Annotated in this window: 11 protein-coding genes; 7 read left to right on the forward strand and 4 right to left on the reverse strand. The window is 58.6% G+C overall.

Translation table 11 applies throughout. The annotated features are described in order from the left end of the window. Nucleotides 1-135 precede the first annotated feature (135 nt). A complete protein-coding gene (gene katG, locus HBN54_RS17615; protein WP_168674543.1) occupies nucleotides 136-2430 on the reverse strand; it encodes a catalase/peroxidase HPI in 2295 nt (764 codons plus the stop codon). Nucleotides 2431-2789: 359 nt separating this feature from the next. On the opposite strand from katG, the gene HBN54_RS17620 reads away from it, so the two are divergent. After that, the gene (locus tag HBN54_RS17620) at nucleotides 2790-4835 is read left to right on the forward strand and encodes a HelD family protein (protein WP_168674544.1); all 2046 of its coding nucleotides are present in this window, start codon (nucleotides 2790-2792) and stop codon (nucleotides 4833-4835) included. 234 nt (nucleotides 4836-5069) lie between these two features. Here HBN54_RS17620 and HBN54_RS17625 read toward each other — a convergent pair whose 3' ends face one another. From HBN54_RS17625 to HBN54_RS17635, 3 genes are all read right to left on the reverse strand, one after another. Continuing rightward, nucleotides 5070-7358: a glycoside hydrolase family 3 C-terminal domain-containing protein gene (locus HBN54_RS17625; protein ID WP_168674545.1), complete on the reverse strand. Its 2289-nt coding sequence runs from the start codon at nucleotides 7356-7358 to the stop codon at nucleotides 5070-5072. Nucleotides 7359-7749: 391 nt separating this feature from the next. Further along, nucleotides 7750-9255: a RagB/SusD family nutrient uptake outer membrane protein gene (locus HBN54_RS17630; protein ID WP_168674546.1), complete on the reverse strand. Its 1506-nt coding sequence runs from the start codon at nucleotides 9253-9255 to the stop codon at nucleotides 7750-7752. A gap of 122 nt (nucleotides 9256-9377) precedes the next feature. Then, nucleotides 9378-12605, reverse strand: a complete 3228-nt coding sequence (locus HBN54_RS17635; protein ID WP_168674547.1) for a SusC/RagA family TonB-linked outer membrane protein — start codon at nucleotides 12603-12605, stop codon at nucleotides 9378-9380. 447 nt (nucleotides 12606-13052) lie between these two features. Here HBN54_RS17635 and HBN54_RS17640 point away from each other — a divergent pair, with 447 nt between their 5' ends. The 6 genes from HBN54_RS17640 (at nucleotide 13053) to HBN54_RS17665 (ending at nucleotide 22175) form a co-directional block, all read left to right on the forward strand. Further along, a complete protein-coding gene (locus HBN54_RS17640) occupies nucleotides 13053-13841 on the forward strand; it encodes an NUDIX hydrolase (RefSeq protein WP_168674548.1) in 789 nt (262 codons plus the stop codon). A 527-nt stretch (nucleotides 13842-14368) separates the two neighbouring features. Next, the gene (locus HBN54_RS17645; protein WP_168674549.1) at nucleotides 14369-15331 is read left to right on the forward strand and encodes a site-specific integrase; all 963 of its coding nucleotides are present in this window, start codon (nucleotides 14369-14371) and stop codon (nucleotides 15329-15331) included. Nucleotides 15332-15731: 400 nt separating this feature from the next. Further along, nucleotides 15732-16190, forward strand: coding sequence for a hypothetical protein (locus HBN54_RS17650; RefSeq protein WP_168674550.1), 459 nt, complete (start codon nucleotides 15732-15734; stop codon nucleotides 16188-16190). A gap of 613 nt (nucleotides 16191-16803) precedes the next feature. Further along, a complete protein-coding gene (locus HBN54_RS17655; RefSeq protein WP_168674551.1) occupies nucleotides 16804-19983 on the forward strand; it encodes a SusC/RagA family TonB-linked outer membrane protein in 3180 nt (1059 codons plus the stop codon). Between the two features lie 19 nt (nucleotides 19984-20002). Then, entirely contained in the window at nucleotides 20003-21496 is a 1494-nt protein-coding gene (locus tag HBN54_RS17660) for a SusD/RagB family nutrient-binding outer membrane lipoprotein (protein WP_168674552.1), read from the forward strand. 25 nt (nucleotides 21497-21521) lie between these two features. Beyond that, the gene (locus HBN54_RS17665; RefSeq protein WP_168674553.1) at nucleotides 21522-22175 is read left to right on the forward strand and encodes an immunoglobulin-like domain-containing protein; all 654 of its coding nucleotides are present in this window, start codon (nucleotides 21522-21524) and stop codon (nucleotides 22173-22175) included. Nucleotides 22176-22239 lie beyond the last annotated feature (64 nt).

The following is a 22239-nucleotide window of genomic DNA, read 5'->3' on the forward strand; positions in this document are numbered from 1 at the left end:
CAGCATCGGGAGCCGGGGGTTGTGCAGCAGCAGGGAAAGCAGCACAATGCAAGAGGCCCTGTCTGTATTAAAAACGACGCAATGGGCTTCGTTTTCAATACAGACAGGGCCTCATAATCTCCGGCGGAGTCGGCCTTAAACTTTCACGTCGTAGCGGTCAAGCATCATCACCTTATCCCACGCCTTCACAAAGGCCTTCACGAAGCGCTTGTGACCATCGCTGCCGGCGTACACTTCCGCAACAGCGCGTAACTGGCCGTTGGAGCCGAAGATTAGGTCGGACCGGGTGGCCACGAAGCGGCTTTCACCCGTCGCGCGGTTGTCGAGCGAGAAGGTCATGCCCTTCGCGTCCGCCTTCTTCCAATCGAAATCCGTGCTTGTGAGTACGGTGAAGAAATCATTGGTAAGCACCCCCACGCGGTCGGTAAAGATGCCGTAGGGGGAGCCGTCGTGGTTGGCGTTCATGGCCCGCAAGCCACCCGTCAGCGCTACCCACTCCGGCGAGGTGAGCGAGAGTAGCTGCGCCTTATCAAGGAACATTTCTTCCGGAGAAACGTCCTGCGAAATTTCACCAAACCCCTTGTCGAGGTAGTTGCGGAAGCCATCGGCCACGGGCTTCAGCCACGTAAACATCTCAATGTCGGTGAGTTCCTGCGTGGTGTCGCGGCGGCCCGGCGTGAAGGGCACCTCGGTGGCCACGCCCGCATCGGCCGCTGCTTTTTCGAGCGCGGCGCAACCGCCCAGCACGATGAGGTCGGCGAGCGATACTTTCCTGCCTCCCTGCTGCTGGCCGTTGAATTCGTCCATTATCGTGCGCAGGGCCGCAATAACCGGTACTGTGCGGCGGTTCACCGCCCAGTCCTTTTGCGGGGCCAGCGCGAGCCGCCCGCCATTGGCACCGCCGCGCTTGTCGCTACTGCGGTGCGTGACGGCGGCCGAAAACGCGGTGTACACCAAATCAGACCCGGAAATGCCCGCTGCCATAATCGACTTCTTCAGCGCCGCGATATCCGCAGCTTCGATTACAGTGTAGTCGGCTACCGGGATGGGGTCCTGCCAGAGCAGGTCGTTTTCGTTGCGCTTCTCGGCCCCGAGGTAGCGCTCGCGCGGGCCCATGTCGCGGTGGGTCAGCTTGTACCAGGCTTTGGAAAAGGCCTGGGTGAAGGCGTCGAAATCGTTGAGGAATTTCTCGCACACCTTGCGGTATTCGGGGTCTTCCTTCAGGGCGATGTCGGTCGTCATCATCATCAGGGCGTTCATCTGGCCGGGGATGTGCGCGTCGGGCGTTTTGGGTGCGCTCTTGTCAACCGGGGTCCACTGCATGGCACCGGCCGGGCTCTTGGTCTGCTCCCAGTCAAATTTGAACAGGTTGATGAGGTAGTCGTTGTCCCACTGGGTGGGGTTTGGCGTCCAGCTGCCCTCAATGCCGTTGGTCATTGTGTCTTCGGCATTGCCCTTGCCCCTGGGGTTGTGCCAGCCCAGGCCCATCTGCTCCATCGGCGCAATCTCGGGCTGGGCCCCGATTTCGGCGGCCGGCACCATGCCGTGGCTCTTGCCGAAGGCGTGGCCGCCGGCAATAAGGGCCACGGTCTCCTCGTCGTTCATTGCCATGCGGGAGAAGGAAATGCGAATATCCCGCGCCGAGCCCAGCGGGTCGCCCTTGCCGTAGGGGCCTTCGGGGTTCACGTAAATCAGGGACTGGTGCGTGGCCCCGAGCGGGTTTTCGAGGTCGTAGTCGGCATCGCCGTTCTGGCCGCGCCAGCGCTTGTCGCGCGTCACCATGCTGTCGGGCGTGTTTACTTTCTTGCCGTCCCACACCTCGGGGCCCCAGTACGTGCTATCGTCGGCCTCCCAGGCATCGTGGCGGCCGCCGGCGAAGCCGTAGGTGGGAAAGCCCATAACTTCCAGCGCGCAGTTGCCGGTCAGCACGATAAGGTCGGCCCAGGACAGGGCGCTGCCGTACTTCTGCTTGATGGGCCAGAGGAGGCGGCGCGACTTGTCGGTGTTGCCATTGTCCCACCAGCTGCTGATGGGCGCGAAGCGCTGCAGCGCCTCCCCGGCGCCCCCGCGGCCGTCGGCAATGCGGTAGGTACCGGCCGAGTGCCAGGCCATGCGAACCATCTGCGGGCCGTAGTTATGGTAGTCCGACGGCCACCAATCCACCGAAGAAGTCAGGAAGCCTTTGATTTCCTGCTTCAGCGCCTCCAGGTCGATGGCGTTGAATGCCTCGGCGTAGTTGAAGTCCTCCCCGAGCGGATTGGCCCCAGGGGCATTGTGGTGCAGCAGCTCCACGCGCAGCCGGTTGGGGTACCAGTCGGACAGGGTGGGCGAAGCGCCTTCCGCGCCGCCGATGCGGTCGCCGCCGAAGGGACATTTGCCGCCCATTTCGAATGTTGTGGTGTCGGTCTTGTCGTTGGTTATGTGCATCATACTGGTTTCGTGAAATGTCGTCGAATGTGGATAGGCCGTTGGTGGTGCGTCGCTGCATCACTAAGCAGCAACGCTTCAGGTTATTGTGAATCAAAAATCGCTGCTGGCCTTACCCTGGTCACAGGCTCAGGCAAATGGCAAATGCTAATGCATAAGCAAATCCATCCATAGCAGTTCAGGTTAAACGCAGGCGCGAGCCTTGCGGCCACATTCTAAGCAAACCTTAAGGCACCTGATGCGGGCGAAGTATTGGGGGCAGCACCATATAAATACCGGGCTGATTGAAAAGGTTATACCCAAAATTCGCCGGACCGAAATTTGACCTCACCTTTACGGGCTATTTTCCAAGTACTGTCGGGATGAACGCAACGCAACAAGAAGAGAAAGAATACCTGGAAGTAATTAAGGAGAAGCTGACGCTGGCCATTCGGCGGATAGACGGCTCCGTCCGGCAGTTTTCCGACGAGCTGCGGGAGAAAAAGGAGTACATCCATGAGCACCAGTCCGGCATGGACGATGCCGACATGGTGTCGGCCGGCCAATCTATTGACCGCATGGCGTTTACCGGCGAAGCAGCCGTGGGCCAGAAGCGGAAGCTGCTCAAGCTGGGGCAGTCGCCCTACTTTGGCCGCATCGACTTTGTACCCCAGGGGCAGGCAAAACTGCCGGTGTACATCGGGGTGTATTCCTTCATGGATGACCAGCGCCGCAGCCTCATCTACGACTGGCGGGCCCCGGTTTCGTCCATGTTTTATGATTTTGAACTGGGCGAAGCCGCCTTCGCCACGCCTTCGGGCCTGATTCAGGGCACCATTGAGCTGAAGCGGCAGTACAAAATCCGGGATGGCCGCCTGGAATTCATGCTCGAAAACGACGTGAACATTCACGACGACGTGCTGCAGCGCGAGCTGGCCAAGTCCTCCGACGACAAGCTGAAGAACATCGTGGCCACCATTCAGCGCGACCAGAACGCGGTTATTCGCAACGAAACCGCGCAGGTGATGGTCATTCAGGGCGTGGCCGGCTCGGGCAAAACCTCCATTGCCCTGCACCGCATTGCGTTCCTGCTCTACCGCTACCGCGAAACCATTGGGGCGAAGGACGTGCTCATTATCTCGCCCAACAAGGTTTTCGCCGACTACATCTCCAACGTGCTGCCCGAGCTGGGCGAAGAGCACATTCCCGAGCTGGGCATGGAAGAGCTGGCGGCCGATTTGCTCGACCACCGCTACTCGTTCCAGACCTTCTTCGAGCAGGTTTCCGCGCTGCTCGATAACCACGACCAGGCGTTTATTGAGCGCATCCGGTTCAAGTCGTCGTTCGAGTTCCTCAGCCAGCTCAACCAGTACCTTATTTACGTTGAGAACAACTACTTCACGGTGAAGGAGCTGCGGGTGGGTAGCACCGTGGTTCCCCTGCCGTTTATGCTGGCCAAGTTCAAGACCTTCCACCGGGTGCCGCTCCTGAAACGCTTTGCGCTGGTGGCCGAGGAAGTACGGGCCTACGTGCGCGATGCCACCAAGCGCAAGCTCACCGGGCACGAAAAAAACACGATTGGCGAGGCCATTCCCCGCATGTTCCGCTTCCATCAGGTGCTGGACCTGTACCGGGATTTCTACCGCTGGCTGGGCAAGCCCGACCTGTTCAACATCGACCACCGCCTGCACCTGGAATACGCCGACGTTTTTGCCCTCATCTACTTGCGCCTGCGCCTGGAAGGCATCAGTACCTACGACCACGTGAAGCACTTGCTGGTAGACGAGATGCAGGACTACACCCCCGTGCAGTATGCCGTGCTGTCGCGCATATTCCTGTGCCGCAAAACCATTCTGGGCGATGTCAGCCAGACGGTGAACCCGTACAGCTCTTCCTCGGCCGAAACCATCGAGCGCGTATTCCCGCAGGCCGATGTGGTGAAGCTGTACCGCAGCTACCGCTCTACCGTCGAGATTACGGCCTTCGCGCAGCGCATCACGCCCAACCCCCACATCATCCCCCTGGAGCGCCATGGGCAGGAACCCGTGGTAGCGCGCTTCGCCAGCAGAAACGAGGAGTTGCAGGCCATCCAGCAGCTGCTCACGGCCTTTTTCAGCTCCGGAAATCATTCCCTGGGCATCATCTGCAAAACTCTGCGGCAGGCCGAGGAAGTACACCAGGCGCTGGAAGCGCCCGGCATCTACCTGCTCACCGACGAGTCCACGACCTTCAAGGAAGGCGTCATCATCACCACTGCTCACCTGGCCAAGGGCCTGGAATTCGATGAAGTCATTCTGCCGTTCGTTTCTGCCCTTAACTATAAAACGGAGGTCGACAAAAGCATGCTCTACGTGGCCTGCACCCGGGCCATGCACCAGCTAACACTAACGCATACCGGTGATATCACGGCTTTCTTAGCCCTGCCGTAACATCGTTTTGGGGGGGATTTGACGAGGAATTAAAGCAGTTTTCAGGTTCGTGTACACGTAGCGCGAACTTTGTAGTTCGCGTCCCCGCGCCGTCAGCGTAGTTCTAACGGCGCGGGGACGCGAACTACAAAGTTCGCGCTACTGCCTGCGGGCCTCATAAGCTGTACCTAAACCCGAAAACTGCTCTAGGTAAGTGGTAGCCGGCGCACGGGCAGGGCGACGACGGTAGAACGGCTACAGCGTCACCCCGCCCGTCAGCCGGATATCGCGTGACGAGCTGCCCACCAGTACGTTGAACTTGCCCGGCTCCAGCACCCAGCTTTTCTTCGCCTCATCGTAATACTGAAACGCGCCGGCGTCCAGCGCCACGGTCAGGGCTTTGGATTCGCCAGGCTTCAAAAACACCTTTTCGAAGCCTTTGAGCTCCTTTTCGGGGCGCTTAACGCTGGCTTTTTCGTCCTTTACGTACACCTGTACTACCTCGGCGCCGGCTACTTTGCCGGTGTTGGTAACGGTCAGTTTCACGGTGGCGCTTTTGGGGCCGGGCGTTACGGTGAGGGCGCTGTATTTGAAGGTGGTGTAGCTCAGGCCGTGGCCGAAGGCGTATTGGGGGGCCACATTGTAGGTATCGTAGTAGCGGTAGCCCACCCAGATGTCGTCCTTGTAGGTCTGTTTCAGGGGTTCGCCGGGAGTGCTGGGGTACTCGCCCAGCTTCATGGCGGGGGCGTCTGCCAGCTTCACGGGGAAGGTGAAGGGCAGTTTGCCGGACGGGTTCACGTCGCCGAATAGAATGTGAGCCAGCGCGTTGCCGCCTTCCATGCCGGGGTACCAGGCTTCGAGCACAGCCCGGGACTGGCCGGCGAAGGCGGCCACCTCAATCGGCCCGCCGCCGAGCAGCACCACCACCGTATTGGCGTTGGCGGCCTGCACGGCCTGCACCAGCTCAACCTGGCCGAAGGGGAGTTGCAGGTCGGGCTTGTCGGTGCCTTCGGCGTCGTAGGCGTTGTCGCTCCACTTGGTGTAGTCGTAGCCGTGGAACGAGCCGCCCACGTAAATCACCACGTCGGCGGCTTTGGCGGCGGCCACGGCCTCGGCTATTAGCTTAGGGTCGGCCTTTTGGTCGCGGGCAATGGTGTAGCCCGGGCTGAAGGTGACCGTGGCCCCGCTGCCCAGCGCGTTCTTGATTCCCTGCAGGGCCGTAATCTCATATTTGGCCTTGAGTTGGGCGCTGCCGCCGCCGCCGGCGTTCTCGCGGGTAGCGTTGGCCCCGATAACGGCCACCGTTTTCACGGTCTTTTTCAGGGGCAGAATGCCGTCGTTTTTCAGCAGCACGATGCCTTCCTCGGCCACTTTCAGGGCTGTGGCCTGGTGCTCCTTCGTGTTGTAAGTGCCCGGCTGGCGCCTGGTGCCGCCCAGCATGTGCGTGGCAAACTCAACCCGCAAAATGCGCCGCACCTTGTCGTCGAGCAGTGGCAGCAGCGCAGGGTCTTTTTTGATGGCTTCAAGGGCGGGGTCGGCCAGGAAAAAACGGTTATAGAGGCTTTGGCTGCTGCCGTTTACCAGGTCGGGCTGGCCGGTTTCGCCCGAGGCCGTGGCGCTTTGGTCGAGGCCCTTGCTCATGAGCACCAGGTCGGTGCCCATTTCTAGGTCGGTGCCGTTGCGCAGGGCGTTTTGCGTGGAGTGCACCGAGCCCCAGTCACTAATTACCAGTCCCTTAAAACCCCATTCGCCCTTTAGAATAGTGTTCATCAGGTAGGCGTTTTCGGTGGCGTAGGTGCCCCGAAACTTGTTGTACGAGCCCATGAGCGAATACACGCCGCCCTGCTGCACGGCGGCCCGGAAGCCCGGCAGGTAGATTTCGCGCAGGGCCCGCTCGCTCACGTTCACGTCGATGTCGTCGCGGTGGACTTCCTGGTTGTTCAATGCGTAGTGCTTCACGCAGGCCGATACGCCCTGCGCCTGCACGCCCTTGATGTAGCCCACCACCATGCGCGACACCAGGTACGGGTCCTCGCTCAGGTACTCGAAATTGCGCCCGTTGAGTGGGGCGCGCACGATGTTGATGCCGGGGCCCAGAATCATGTCCTTGCCCCGGGCGCTGGCTTCCTGGCCCAGCACGGTGCCGTAGGCGTAGCCCAGGGCGGGGTTCCAGGTGGCGGCCAGGGTGTTGTTGGTGGGCAGGTAGGTGCCCGCGTCTTTGGCGTCTTTCACGCCGCGCCAGTCGCGGCCCTGCTCGGGGCGCACGCCATGCGGGCCGTCGGAGGTCATCAGCTCGGGGATGCCCAGGCGGGCAATGCCGCCCGAGGCGAAGGCCGAGTTGGCGTGAATCATCTTGATTTTCTCTTCCAGCGTCATTTGCTTAAGCAGGGCTTCGACTTGCGCATCATTCGCCGTGAGGGCGGCCTGCTGGTTGGTTACGGCGGTGGCTACGGGCTTGCGCTGGGCCGCCACCGGGCCGACCGCCGCGAACGTGGAAAAAGCAGCACCCAGAAAAACCGGGAAGCGGGGGAATTTAGGAGACATAAGAATAGTGAAAAAGCGCAGAGGCGGGCAGTAGCTACCGCTCGCCTCCACGGATGTAAATGCGGATTATCATTCCTGAAAAAACTTCCCCGGCCAGCCGATTTGCTGTTCCCACCACTCGGCGGCCGGCCGGTTCCGTTTTTGAAATGAAGCTGTTTAGAAAATCGGATTGCGCCGGTCTGACCGCCCTAGGCGGTCCGACCGGTTGTCGTTGGCATCGGCCCAACAAGCACTGGCGTCGTTCTCGCGGCAACCGGTCAGACCGCCTAGGGCGGTCAGACCGGAACAACGACTTTGGGCTGACTTTCCAAACAGCTTCAATAGCTTCATTCAGCAGGTCGCTGCTGGATTGGAATGCAGTATTTATTTAGGGGTGAGGATGTTGCGACGCTTAGTAGCCGGGGTTCTGGGTCAGGTTCCGGTTCACATCGCGCTCCACCTGCGGAATCGGGAGTAAGTCGTTGAACGACTTGATGCCTTTGGCGAGCAGGTTGGGGTTGTTGAGCAGCGTTTTGGTGCGTTTCAGGTCGTACCAGCGGTCCATCTCGAAGGCCAGCTCGTAGCGGCGCTCCTTCAGCACGGTGGCCTGGCTGGTGTTGGTGGCGGCGGGCAGGCCGGCGCGGGTCCGAATGGCGTTGAGGGCCGCCAGTGCGCCGGTACCGCCGGCCTCGGCCTTAATCAGGTACACATCGGCGAGGCGCAGAATGGGCACATTCAGGGGCGAATCCCAGATGGTGGACAGCGTGCCGGCGTAAAATTTGCGCACGTTGAAGCCGTTGGGGTCGCCTTCCAGCTTGGCGGGCTGCACCTGCACGTTGCCCTGGGCATCGCGGGGGCCGTCGGTGTAGAGGTCGCCGGGTACGAACATGGTCACGGCCTTGCGCCGGTCGCCGGTTTCGTAGCCGTCGGCAAACTCCTTCTCCGGGATATTGAAGCCGTAGCCGCCGCTGCTCACCACGTAGGGACTGCCGAAAAAGCGCGCGCCCCAGAACTCGTTGATGGCCGAGCCCGGCCCTTCGAGAATGTAACCATTGAGGCCGCTTTTGAACTGCACCTCAAACAGCGACTCCTTGCCGTTCTCGTTTTCCAGCTTGAAGTTGTCGCCATAGTTAGCCCACAGGCCTTTGCCATCGGCCAGAGCCGCGGTAATGGTCAAATCGGCCTGGCTGGCGGCATTGGTCATGTCGCCCTGCGTGAGATATACCTTGGCCAGCATGCCCATGGCCGAGAGCTTGCTGGCCCGGCCCACATCGTCGTTGGAGTAGGTAGAGGGCAGGGGCAGGTTTTTTATGGCCTCGGTCAGGTCGATGACAATCTGCGCGTAAACCTTAGCAGCCGGCTCGCGGCTTACGCTGGCGGCGGCGGCGGGGCTCACGGCGGGCGTCAGCACCAGCGGCACGTCGCCGTAGGCCCGCACCAGGTAGAAGTAGTACAGGGCCCGCAGAAACTGCGCCTCGCCCAGACACCGGCTCTTGATGGCGGCGTCGATTACCTTGATGTCGGGTACGTGCAGCAGCACCTGATTGGCCGCGCCAATGCCCAGATAGGCCCGCTGGAAGTGGTCGGTAATGACGGGGTTGCTGGGCGGAATCGTGTAGTTGTCGAGCTGTTGAAACTCGATGCCGTCGGCCGCGCCGCCACCGCCCACGTAGGAATTGTCGGCCATGATGTCCATCATCCACAGCGAATGATTGACCATGCCGGCCTGCTGCAGCTGCGTATACGCCGCGTTGGCAGCCTGAATGGCATCGGTCTGGGTGGTGTAGAACGTTTCGGTCGAGGCCGCGTTGCGCGGCTTGAGGTCCAGGTAGTCTTTGGTGCAGCCGCCGGTGCCGAGCAGCCCCAGCGTGAGCAGCATCGTGCTCAGGACTTGCTTTTTGAAAAGTAATGGGTTCATCAACTTGGTCAGTTAAGAGTCAGGAATGGGAGGAAGATGTGCTAAGGGCGTGTCGACCCGTGCTTAACCGGTAGTGCAAAGGCAGACCGGCAGCACACGCATTGCCAAGCGCTTATCACGGGCTAGAAGCCGAAGTTTACCCCGGCCAGGAAGGCGCGGGCCTGCGGGTAGATGCCGCGGTCGACGCCCAGGCTGTTGCCCTGGTTGCCCAGCTCCGGGTCGAAGCCGGTGTATTTGGTGAACGTGGCCAGGTTCTGGGCACTCACATACACGCGGATACGCTGGCTGTGCAGCGTGGTGAGCAGCGACTGGGGCAGGGTATAGCCCAGCGTGAGCAGCTTGATGCGCATGTAGGAGCCATTTTCCAGGTAGTGGCTCGATATGCGGTTGTTCTGGTTCGGGTCGTTGAACACGGCGCGGGGCACGGTGGTGTTGGTGTTCGTCGGCGTCCAGCGGTCCAGGGCAATGGTGCCGGCGTTGGAGGCTGCGGCCAGGCCGCCTTCCAGGTAGTAGCGGTTCAGGTTGTACACGTCGTTGCCCTGCGCGCCTTGCAGAAACACGTTCAGGTCAAAACCTTTGAAAGTGAACGTGTTGTTCAGGCCGTAGGTGAACTTTGGGTTGGGATTGCCGATGAAGGCCCGGTCGTCGTCATTCACCACGCCGTCGCCGTTCACATCCTTAAACTTGATGTCGCCGGGGGCCGTGCCCGAGCTCTGGTAAAAGCCGGTGGGCGACTTGGCGTTCAGCGCCGCCAGCTCATCTTTCGATTGAATAATGCCATCGGCCACAAAGCCGTAGAACGCGCCCAGCGGCTGGCCCACGTCGTAGCGCACCAGGCTGGACCCGCCCCGGATGCCCTGCCCGTTGAAGGGCTTGCCGATGCCGAGCGAGGTAATCTCGCTGCGATAGGCGGAGATATTCAGCGTCGTGCTCCAGGAAAAGCCCTGGTCGGCGCTCACAAAGTTGTTGGTGGTCACGGACAGGTCCACGCCCCGGTTGCGCGACGAGGCGGCGTTGGTCGGCACCGCGTCGCGGGTACCCGATACGTAGGTGGCCGGCACGTAGAGCAGCAGGTTGGGCGAGGTGCGGCTGTAGAGGTCGAGCGAGGCCGTTACCCGGTTCTTGAACAGGCCCAGGTCTACGCCCACATTGTACTGTACGTTAGTCTCCCAGGCAATGTCGGGGTTGGGCAGGCGGGTGGGCACGCTGCCCTGGGCCGTGCCCTGGCTGCCGGTGCCAAACACGTAGCCCGTGCCCGGCCCGCTATACGAGCTTATCGAAGAGTTGATGAGGGCGGTGTAAGCAAAGGTGCCGGCGTTCAGGGGGTTGCCTACTTTGCCGTAGCCTGCCCGCAGCTTCAGGTTGCTGATGGCCTCCACCTCCTTGAGGAAGTTTTCTTCCGACAGCCGCCAGCCCGCCGATACGCCGGGGAAGAAGCCGATGCTGTTCTGGCGCCCGAAGGCCGACGAGCCGTCGAAGCGGGCAATGGCCTGGAAGAGGTATTTGCCGGCAAACTCGTAGTTCAGGCGGCCAAAGTAGCTCAGCAGCCGACTGCGGCTGTTACCGCCGTTGTTGGCTATCTGGGCGTTAATGGGGCCCTGGTCCAAAATCTGTAGGGTGTTGGTGGGGTAGCCGGTGCGGCTGGCCCCCAGGTAAAAGTTGTCGAACTGCTGGGCCGACTGGCCGAGCAGCACAGTGAAGTGGTGGTTTGCCGCAATGGTGCGGTCGTAGGTGGCGGTGTTCTCAAGCAGGTAGCTGGGCGCGTAGTTGGAGCTGCTGCTCGCTGAGGCATTCTGGGGGTTGTATTTCGACGACCCCACGATGGATGGATTGAACTGGTCGTTCTGGTTGAACTGCAAATCGGCGCCCACACTGCTGCGCAGGCGCAGGCCGGTCAGGGGCTCCAGCTCGGCGTAGAACGTGGTGGTGGCCCGGTTGCGGTTGTTCTTGTTGGTGGCGCGCAGGGCCTTGGTCACCGGGTTTTCCTCGCCGAAATTGTCTTCCGGCGTGCTGCCGAACTCGTAAAACCCGCCCGTCGAATTATACACCGGCAGGAAAGGCGGCGCCTGAATAGCCAGCTGAATGGGGCCACCAAACTCGTCGTTCTCGCCGTTCAGCGGATGCTCTTCCTGGTGGCTGAGGGCCAGCGTATTGCCAATTTTCAGGATTTTAGACAGCTGCACCTCGCCATTGGTACGCAGGGTGAAGCGCTGGAAATCGGAGCCGATAATGATGCCGTCCTGCTGGAAATAGCCCGCGCTCACCGCGTAGCGTGCCTTTTCGCTGCCGCCGGTGGCCGAAATCGAGTAGTTCTGAATCTTGGCCTGCCGAAAAATCTGGTCCAGGTAGTTGGTGGAAGGCAGGGCCGCGATTTTGGCGGGCGTGTTGAAGCGGGAGTTCAGCGCCCGCGTATCGTTTGGAAACTGCGCGTTGTAGTTGTTGCGGGCCTCGTTATTGAGCTCGGCATACTGCTGCGCATTCAGCAGGCCCACCTTGTTCCACACGTTCTGCACGCCCACATAAGCGTCGATGTTTACATTGGAGGTGCCGGCCTTGCCGCGCTTGGTGGTAATGAGCACCACGCCGTTGGCGGCGCGCAGGCCGTAGATGGCCGTGGCCGACGCATCTTTCAGTACGTCAATGGTTTCAATGTCATTCGGGTTGATGTTGTTAATCTCCGTACCCGTGGCGTTGCCATTGCCATCTACCGCCGAGGGCAGCGGAAAGCCGTCCACCACATACAGCGGCGAGTTGTTGCCGGCCGAGGTGATGCCCCGCACCCGGATAGACGTGCCGCCCTGCCCGCCCGGCGCGCCGCCGTTGGACACCACCTGCACCCCCGCCGCCCGGCCCTGAATGGCCTGCGCGGGGTCGGCCACCGGCTGCGACGCAATGTCGCGGCCCGATACCGACGCCACGGCGCCCGTCACGCTCTGGCGCTCCTGGGTGCCGTAGCCCACCACCACTATTTCCTTCAGCGCCTGCGTATCGTCGGCCATCCGGATGGCCAGGCTCGTCGTAGCTCCCGTCACCGGTATTTCCTGCCGCACAAATCCTACCGAGCTGAAAACCAGCACGCTGTTTTCGGGAGCATTGAGGCTGAAGCTGCCATCGGCTCCGGTGGAGGTGCCAATGCTGGTGCCCTTCACGAGCACCGTCACGCCCGGCAGGCCCTCGCCGTTGGGCTGCGTCACGCGGCCCGACACCGGCACATCTGCCACCGGCTTTAGGGCCCACGGCGCCGCTGCGGCGCGCGGCCCCGCAACGGCGGGGCTCGCAATGGATGGCAGTCCGCTCACACCAAGGAGCACTGCGCTCTGCAAGAGGTTTTTGTAAGAGAATGGAAGCATACGTTTGAGATTAAGTGGGAATTTTTAGGGTAAAACGAAGTTTTTCAATCCTGACGCAAGGGCAATAGGCAAGCCGAGCCGGGCGCTGACAGCACCCTGGAAATCAATTCGAAATAGCGTATGAATCTGAGCCGGCTTATTGCAATAGCTTATCAATAAGCCTCTTGTGCGGTATTATCGTGCGTTCAGCTCGCATGGGTGGGCAGGAAACGATTGCTGAGTTTTAGCTATCAGGAAGCGAAGCGGGTGCGGGTCGCGGGACTTGATGAGAAGCGGCAGTAACGGGGGATGCTGGTAGCGGCCGTACGGGAAAGGGAGCAGCAGCCGGCCAGGCTGATAAGAGACGCTCAAGCGGGGTAGTCCGGGCGCCTTTTCTGCGATATTTGTAGGGTAAATGTAAACACAATTTTGTAATGCGTCTACTTTACGCAATGAAAAATTCCTGTTATGAATAATTCCGAAGACGTTGTTGATTTCGTGCACAATGGGCATAAGCGTTATTTGCCGCATTTATCCATCGATTGCGTCATATTTGGCTACCACGACCAGCAGCTGAAAATTTTGCTAATCCGCTACCACGACCAGGAAAACTGGAGCTTGCCCGGCGGCTTTGTGGAGCGCCGGGAAGCGTTAACCGCCGCCGCTCACCGCATTCTGTATGAAAAGACGCGGCTCACCAACCTGTTTTTGCAGCAGTTTTACACCTTCGGCGACAGTCCTATCCGGCTGGACCATATCGAAATCCAGAACAACCACAACAAGGTCTACGCGAAGGCCAACGTCGCCATCAGCGACGACCATTGGCTGTCGAAGCGCACGCTCTCGATTGGGTACTATGCCCTGGTAGACTACCAGGCCGTCACCATCACCCCGGAGTTTTTGGTGGAAGGGTACAGTTGGGTCGACATCAACAGCATTCCGCCGTTGCAGTACGACCACAACGAAATCATCGATAAGGCGCTGGTTACGCTTCGCTCGCAGATTTACCAGCAGGCCATTGGCCAGAACCTGTTGCCGGAGAAATTCACGCTGCCCGAAATTCACTCGCTGTACGAATCCATTCTGGACCGGCAGTTCGACCGCCGCAACTTCCGCAAAAAGCTGCTCGCCCTCGGCCTCGTCACGCAGCTGGAAGAGCGCCGGAAAATTGGGCAGCACCGCTCGCCCTTTCTATATGCCTTCAATCCGGAAATCGCGAATAAACCGTTTGAAGCAGGAGCAATGACAGCGTTTTAAATCGGATAGGTGTTTAGCTCAGTTATCAAGTTAAACCCGTCATAAGGGGTTTGCGAAAATGGAGTAGCGTGCGGGGGCAAGCTCCGCCCCTACATCCTGGAAGCCTCCATTAGCATAACCTGCCAAACTAGAGGTAAGGTCTCGCTGCATAATGCTGCTCCGGATAGTGAAGCTGTTTAGGAAGTGCCCGAAAATAGGAAGCTCGTCATTTCGAGCGCAACCGGGGAATCCCGCGTGAACAGTGGAACGACACCTGGAGCAGTTTTCAGGTTCGTGTACACGTAGCGCGAACTTTGTAGTTCGCGTCCCCGCGCCGTATCAACAATTCACTAATGGCGCGGGGACGCGAACTACAAAGTTCGCGCTACGTGTACACAACCCCGAGCGAGATTCCTCGGCTGCGCTCGGAATGACGTTCTGAACAGCTTCATTGATAAGGTCCGATAATGTTTACTTATCGGACCTTATCACTATCTTCGCTTTTGCCTCCCCGAAGTCGCGGTTTTACTCCTTTATATATAGGTCGCATGGAAAACGGTTCCGCTCTCTCGATTCCGGTCAGCTCGTCGGCGGCGCTCGCGCACCTGGCCGAGCACACCAACCGCTACGTGGAGGCCGGGCTGAGCGGCGCGGCCAACACGGCTAGGGCCTATGCCGGGGATTTGAAACGCTTTGGCTTGTGGTGCGCCGAACACAGCCTTGAGCCGCTGCCGGCCTCGGTCGATACGCTCGCGGGATTTGTGACGCACCTGGCCGAAACCGGCAAAAAGGTAGCCACCATTCAGCGGCACTGCGCGGCCGTGGCCAAGGCCCATGCCTTGCGTGGGGTTGACTCGCCCACAGACGACAAGAAGTTCAAGGTGCTCATGGAAGGTATTGCCCGGCTCAAAGGGGGGCGCCAGAAACAGGCACCAGCTTTTACGCTGGTCAACTTCAAGCGCACGGTGAAAAGCATCGATGGCAAAACGTTGGCCGGATTGCGCGACCGGGTGATTTTGCTGCTGGGCTTCACCGGAGCCTTTCGCCGCTCGGAACTGGCCGCGCTCAACATTGAGGACTTATCCTTTTCCGAAGAAGGATTGATTGTGAACCTGGCCAGGAGCAAAACCAACCAGCTGGGGGCGGCTGAGGAAAAGGCCATTTTCTATTCGCCGGATTTTAAGCTGTGCCCCATTCGCACCCTGCAGGCCTGGGTGCAGCGGCTCGACCGGACCACTGGGCCCGTGTTTGTCTCCTTTCGCAAGGGCGAACGACTCACGGAGCGGCGGCTGACGGATAAGCACCTGAACTTAATTGTGCAGCGCTATCTGGGCCCGAAGTATTCGGCCCACTCCCTACGGGCATCCTTCGTAACCGTGGCGAAGCTAGCGGGGGCTGATGATTCGGAAGTCATGAACCAGACCAAGCACAAGACCAGCGAGATGATTCGCCGCTACACCCGCCTTGATAATGTGCGCCAGCATAATGCCGCCCAAAAACTGGGCCTATAGACTTTGGTTGAGCTCTTTTTGCCAGGTGCAGGCCGTTGCGATTTTAGCCGTTTGCAAACGGTATCGCTCGTACTTTCTATTTATTTTCTCCGGCCTTAAAAACTATTTTTAACGAGCAGTTTGCTCGGTAGCGGTAAATGCAGGCAACACGATATTAACGGATGAGGTGTGGGCTGAATTACCATCGCCGCTGCCCGATTTTGTGGGCATTTTCATTTTGCAACGCCCGATATACAAAGGGTTTTGCACTGTATTTAACGTACTATTTATATATTTTATTCACGTATTTCATGCTGGCTAAATTAGCGCACCGATATAATTTTCAAGCGTTAATTCAGTTACCTTAGCGTCGACATTGCTGTCGAATTAAAATCATTTTTCTCATTCACCCCTCCTTTCTATGAGCAAACTTCCTCTTTCAGTCCTGGCTGTAAGTTTACTAACGCTGGGCGCTGCATTTTCTAGCTGCAAAAAAGACAATACTGATATAAGTATTCTCTCGCCCGTTGCTGGCAACTTCGTAGGAACCGAAAAGTGCCCAACTACTCCTGGGGACCCTTACACCGTATCTATTTACAACCAGGCAAATACTGCAAATGGTAAAGTTTTTATCACCAACCTGTATGGCATTGGTGAGACGTACGAAGCTACGGTAGATGGCAAAAATATTACGATACCAAAGACGCCTTATCAGTACACGTATCTTGGGGTTACTTACCGTGGCACTATAACGGCTACCGGTAATGTTGAGGGCACTATCCTGACCCTTAACTACACCCTCGATGGGGATGACCCCGAGCAGTGCGCCTTCGTAGGCGACCGTGAGTTTCGTGGGCCAACGCATCAGGGACCCAACTAATTTGACTTTCCGGGGGATTGAGGAAGCTACGGAGTCAGCTCCTTTGCACTTATGCAACGTGCCTGGGAGCGGCTGTTTTTAATGGCCCGGCTGTCGCTGAAGTTGGCTGATTTATCCTTTATAAGTCGGGTTTATGCCCGTCGACAGGCAGCGAATGAGCGCCATTGCTATTTCTTAATTCAACCCGTTACTGCCCTTCATGCTACCGAATTCGGCACCACTTGATTGCGGTGACACCACGGGCATTAGCCTGTTGCTGCTGAAATTCTACGGTTCTGCTTCTCGCTATTTAACTAGGTGCTATTTGACCCTTTAAGGGTCTTACCGTAGCCGCTTAATTGGCGTTTCCCTAGCCATTGTGTAGCAAAATACAGTGCTAATTACGTGGTTTTATTTAACGGGATATTGTGAATGAACTATGTAGGCTTCAAGCTGCATATTTATTGCAATAATTAATACACAAACACCTGTTTTCTTGGAAATATTGATTCCGATTTCGGTTTTTTCTGGCAACGTGCCTGGAATTTAACTTAAATCGTGTCAAGCGCATTTCTACTTTTCTTTTACCCTTTCACATCGTGTTACCTCTTTTCCAAACCAACTAACTTCTTCAATGAAAAACAAACTATTTTGGATGGTGCTACTGCTGCTACTCGGCTCCTTTGGAGCAGCCTGGGCTCAGGAACGTACTGTATCGGGCAAGGTGATAGACCGCGCCACGAATGAAGGCTTACCCGGCGTGACGGTGCTGGTATCAGGTACTACCGTTGGCGTTGCGACAAATGCTGATGGCTCTTTCTCCCTGTCTGTTCCCAACGGGGCCACCGAGCTTCGCTTTAGCTCGGTAGGATATGTTGGCCAGCAACAATCAATTACCAACGGCAATGGCCCTTACACCATTGGCCTGGCTACCGACTCCAAGCAGCTGAACGAGGTAGTGGTGACGGCTTTGGGTATCGAAAAAGATAAGAAGACCCTTGGCTACGCAACCCAGACCATTGAGGCGGGCCAGCTCACGCAGGGCCGCGACCGCAGCGTGCTGAACTCGCTGCAAGGCAAGGTGGCCGGTGTGCAAATCAACAACGCTTCGGGCGGCGTAGGCAGCTCGACCCGCGTGGTGATTCGGGGCAACAAGTCCTTCTCGGGCAACAACCAGCCGCTGTACGTGGTGGATGGTATTCCGATTGACAACAGCTCGGTTGGAACTGGCGACAACCTCAACAACGGGGTGGATGCCGGTAACCGGGCCAACGACATTAACCCGGAAGACGTGGAATCGGTGACGATTCTGAAAGGGCCGGCCGCGACGGCTTTGTACGGTTCGCGTGCTGCTACCGGTGCCATCATCATCACCACCAAATCGGGCCGGGGCGCGGCCAAAGCTGGCAAGAAAGCCGAGGTAACCTTCACGTCGTCCTATGTAATCGACGACATTCTCATGCTGCCCAAAATGCAGAATGAGTTCGGCCAGGGCTATCCGCAGGATGGCTTTACCCGCATTGCCGATACGCGGGAGAACACCAGCTGGGGCCCCCGTTTCGATGGGGTGGACCGCGTTTGGGGCAACATCATTGGCAACCAGCAGCGTTCGAAGCCTTACGTGGGCTTGCCGAACAACATTCGTGACTTCTTCGACCTGGGCAAAACCTGGAACAACACCGTGTCGCTCGGTGGCGGCGATGTGAAGACGAACTACATCGTGTCGGCTTCCAATGTGCAGCAGTCGGGCATCACGCCGGGCACCAAGTATGAGCGGAGCTCGGTGAAAGTAGGCGGCGAAACCCACCTCACCAATAAGCTGACCAGCAGCGTAAGCGCTACCTATACCAACACGAACAGCGACCAGGCAGTAACCGGCCAGGGCAACAACTCCATCTATGACCAGCTGATTCAGACGCCCCGCGACATCAGCCTGCTGGAGCTGCGTGATATCAACAACAAGTTCAACGACATCAACGGGTTCTACAGCCCCTACACGGTGAACCCCTGGCAGATTCTCCACGACAACAAGTACCACAACGACGTGAACCGCCTCGTGGGCAATGCGCAGATTGGCTACCAGCTGAACGACCACATCAAGGCGAACTACCGCCTCGGCATGGACACGTACAGCGACCAGCGTACCCAGTTCACGGCCCGCCGCGACCCCACGACGGCCGGCTACCCCACCAGCACCGGCTACTACGCGGAGGACCAGATTAACTACCGCGAGATTAGCTCGGACATCATTGTTACCTACAACGGCAACATCACCAAAGATTTGACCATCAATGCACTGGTTGGTCAGAACTTCAACCAGCGCCGTTACGACCAAACCGGCATCGGCACCAACAACCTGGTGAGCAACTCCATCGGGCCCACGCTGAACAACAACAAGAACAACGGCTACCTGAACACCTCGCTTTCGCACACGCTGCGCCGCCTGGTAGGCGTGTACTCGACAGTTGACTTTGGCTACCGCGACTTCCTGTTCCTGGGCCTGACGGCTCGGAACGACTGGTCTTCGACGCTGCCGAGCAACAACCGCAGCTTCTTCTACCCGGCTATCAACGCTGGTTTTGTGTTCACCGACCTGCTGGGGCTCAAGGAAAACCGCTTCTTCAACTACGGCAAGCTGCGGGCCAACGTGGCCCAAGTGGGTAACGACGCCAGCCCATACCTGACGCGCTCCGTGTTCACCGTGACCAACGTGACGAATGGCTACACCGGTGGCGACTTGCAGTACCCCCTGGGTAATGTGGTGGGCTACAGCCAGGGCAACGTGATTGGCAGCACTACCCTCCAGCCCGAGATTACGAAATCGGTGGAAGTGGGCGCCGAGCTGCGCTTCTTCGGCAATCGCCTCACTACCGACGTTTCGCTGTACGACACCCGCAGCACCAAGCAAATCCTCACCATTCCGCTGCCTCCGGGCTCCGGCTTCACGGGTTTGGTGGGCAACGTGGGCGAAATCCAGAACAAAGGCATCGAGGTGTTGCTCAGCGGCACGGCGGTGAAAGTGGGTGGCTTCACCTGGGATATGTCGCTCAACTATTCGAAGAACGTGAGCAAGGTGCTCGCCACCACTCCTGATGGCAGCGACATTGCCATTGGTGGTTTGGGCGGCGTTACGCTCACGGCTCGCGTGGGCGAACCTTACGGCGTGTTCCGTACCAACGATATTCTGACCAACGACTTGGGTCAGGTAGTGGTATCGGCGGCTACCGGCACCCCCTTGAGCAGCCAGATAAAGACCGTGGGCAGCATCACGCCGCGCTACACGGCCGGTTTGAGCAGCACGTTTGCCTACAATGGCCTGTCGCTGACGGTGGTGGTTGACACCAAGCAGGGTGGCTCGATGTACTCGCGCACCCGTGCCACCCAGCGCTTTGCCGGTACGGCTCCCGAAACGCTGATTAACGACCGCCAGCCCTTCATCGTGGCCAACAGCGTGGTGCAGAATGCCGATGGCACGTACTCGCCGAACACCACGCCGACCGACGCTTATAACTATTTCGGTGCCCTGGAAGGCGCCAGCGGCCCGGCCGGCACCAACATCATCGACGCTTCCTACACCAAGCTGCGCGAAGTAGCCCTCTCGTATAGCCTGCCCAGCAAGTGGCTGACCAAAACGCCCTTCGGCAATCTGTCGGTGGGAATTACCGGCCGCAACCTGCTGTTGTGGACGGCCAAGGAGAACACCTACGTAGACCCGGAAATTTCCAACTTCGGCAACGGCAACACGCAGGGCTTCGACTTCACTGGGTCTCCCAGCCTGCGTAGCTACGGCGCCAATATCCGCGTCAGCTTCTAATCCTTACTTTCCTGACGATATGAATAACACACACAAAAGCTTGCTTTTTCTAGCCCTGCTGGGTACCGGTGGGTTAGCCAGCTGCGAAAAACAGCTCGACATCAATACCGACCCGACCCGGCCCGCTACTGCTAGTCCCGACCTGGTGCTGCCCGCCGGCACCGGCAACGTGGCCTACACAATGGGTGCGCCATTGAATATTATTGGTAACTTCTTTGCCCAGCACTGGACCGAAAGCCTCACGGCCAACCAATACAAGGACTACGACCGGTATCGCATTGGCCAAACGACCAACGACCGCGACTACCAGGCGCTGTTCACCGGCGGCCTCAAGAACTTTCGTTACGTGATTGACCGCGCCAAGGGCGACAGCTCGAACTACGCGGCTGTTGCGGGCCTGCAGTCGGCCTACACTTACCAGGTGCTGACGGATGGCTTCGACAAGATTCCCTTCACGGAATCGTTGCGCGGAGCGGCTAATACACAACCCAAGTTCGATGAGGGCACGGTGGTGTACGATGGGTTGATTACCATGATTGATGATGCAATCGGAAAAATCAACAGCGGTTCCAGTGCGATTAATGTTGGTGGCCAGGACCTGATTTTTGGGGGCGACATGGGGAAATGGCGTCGGTTTGGCAACACGCTGAAACTGAAAATTTACCTGCGCCAGGTATATGCGCGGCCAGCCGTGGCCGAAGCGGGCATTAAGGCTTTGTACGCCAGCGGAGCTCAGTTTCTGAGCGCTACCGAAGATGCGCAGGTAAAAGGATTTTCCTCTGCCAACCAGAACGGCAACCCGTTTTACCTCGCCGACGTGTACAGCGGCTCCGGTATTCGCAACAACGTGATTGCCAGCCAGACCAGCATTGGCTACCTCACCACTACCAACGACCCCCGCATCGACGACTTCTTTAGCCGGCCCGGTAGCTCCATCGACGTAGCCGCAACCACGCCGCACCAGGGCACGCCCCAGGGCGATGCCATCCGGGGGGCGTCGGGCGACATCAGCACGCGGTCGCGGCCCAACCTGCAAAAGATTGCCGGTCCTGCTTCGCCAGTTGTGCTGATGAGCGGTGCCGAAAGCCTGTTTCTGCAAGCCGAGGCGGCCTTGCGCGGCTACACCACCGCCAGCGCCCAGTCGCTGTACGAGGCGGGTATCCGGGCTTCGTTCACCCATTTTGGCCGCACGTTGCCCGCTACGTTCCTGGCCAGCACCGGCATCGCCTACGATGGTGGGGCCGGCACAGGAGCCGGTGGCTTCAGCGAGCGCCGCCTGGAGCAGATTATCACCCAGAAATGGGTGGCGCTCAATGGCACCGAAGGCTTTGAGGCCTGGACGGAGCTGCGCCGCACCAAGTACCCGTCCTTTATTACGGGCACTGCCTACAGCGACTTGCCGGGTAAAACCTATGCCAAGCGCCTGATTTATCCCTTCTCCGAAATCTCACGCAACGCCAATGCCCCCGCCATCGAGCTGGCGCAGGTGCCCGTGTGGTGGGACAAGAAGTAGTATTCACTCTTAACTTATTGAAGACATGCGTAAGCTAGCTCTTTCCCTTTTTAGCCTGGCGGCGGTAGCTTCGTCACTAGCGCTTGGTGGTTGCAAAAAGGATGAAACCGATAACCTTTCCCGGATTAAGAACTACGCCGGCATCACGCTGGCGGGTAACGAATACTACGTTATCAATGTGGGCGAAACCTTCACCGAGCCCGGCGTAACGGCCGACCTCGGTGGTCAGCCCCTTACTCCCATCATCAACAATCCGGTGAATACCACGCGGCCGGGCCTCTACGTCGTTAAGTACAAAGGTGCCAACACGGAGGGCGACACGATTACGGCTACCCGTACGGTTATCGTGACTGACCCGGCCGTGAATACCCTGGACCAAAGCGGCGTATTTACCCGGGCTGGTTTTGACCCTTCGCCCGTTACTAAAGTTGGTAACAAGGGCTTGTACAAAATCGAGAACTTCGGCTTCTCTACCGGGGCGGCAAACCTGTTCCCCGCGTATTTTGTGCAGATTGATGCTACTCACATCGTGGTGCCGGCTCAAACCATTCCGGGGCTTGGCTACACCACGTTCACATCCGTAGCCGGGGTTTTCACTGCCGGGCGGCTAACCCGGATTACCTATGCCATTCATGCACCGGCCATATTTGGCACCTCTGCACGGTCGGCAGTCCGGTAAGTAGTTTCTCTGCTGATAGGCATAAAAAAAGGCTGCAATCGTGCAGCCTTTTTTTATGCCTACT

It is taken from the genome of Hymenobacter artigasi (genome assembly GCF_012275535.1).
GTDB lineage: Bacteria > Bacteroidota > Bacteroidia > Cytophagales > Hymenobacteraceae > Hymenobacter > Hymenobacter artigasi.

What these genes read in the sequence shown, in the direction of transcription:
- katG (WP_168674543.1), bottom strand. Translation starts at nt 2,430, where the DNA reads ATGATGCACATAACCAACGACAAGACCGACACCACAACATTCGAAATG.
- HBN54_RS17620 (WP_168674544.1), top strand. Translation starts at nt 2,790, where the DNA reads ATGAACGCAACGCAACAAGAAGAGAAAGAATACCTGGAAGTAATTAAG.
- HBN54_RS17625 (WP_168674545.1), bottom strand. Translation starts at nt 7,358, where the DNA reads ATGTCTCCTAAATTCCCCCGCTTCCCGGTTTTTCTGGGTGCTGCTTTT.
- HBN54_RS17630 (WP_168674546.1), bottom strand. Translation starts at nt 9,255, where the DNA reads ATGAACCCATTACTTTTCAAAAAGCAAGTCCTGAGCACGATGCTGCTC.
- HBN54_RS17635 (WP_168674547.1), bottom strand. Translation starts at nt 12,605, where the DNA reads ATGCTTCCATTCTCTTACAAAAACCTCTTGCAGAGCGCAGTGCTCCTT.
- HBN54_RS17640 (WP_168674548.1), top strand. Translation starts at nt 13,053, where the DNA reads ATGAATAATTCCGAAGACGTTGTTGATTTCGTGCACAATGGGCATAAG.
- HBN54_RS17645 (WP_168674549.1), top strand. Translation starts at nt 14,369, where the DNA reads ATGGAAAACGGTTCCGCTCTCTCGATTCCGGTCAGCTCGTCGGCGGCG.
- HBN54_RS17650 (WP_168674550.1), top strand. Translation starts at nt 15,732, where the DNA reads ATGAGCAAACTTCCTCTTTCAGTCCTGGCTGTAAGTTTACTAACGCTG.
- HBN54_RS17655 (WP_168674551.1), top strand. Translation starts at nt 16,804, where the DNA reads ATGAAAAACAAACTATTTTGGATGGTGCTACTGCTGCTACTCGGCTCC.
- HBN54_RS17660 (WP_168674552.1), top strand. Translation starts at nt 20,003, where the DNA reads ATGAATAACACACACAAAAGCTTGCTTTTTCTAGCCCTGCTGGGTACC.
- HBN54_RS17665 (WP_168674553.1), top strand. Translation starts at nt 21,522, where the DNA reads ATGCGTAAGCTAGCTCTTTCCCTTTTTAGCCTGGCGGCGGTAGCTTCG.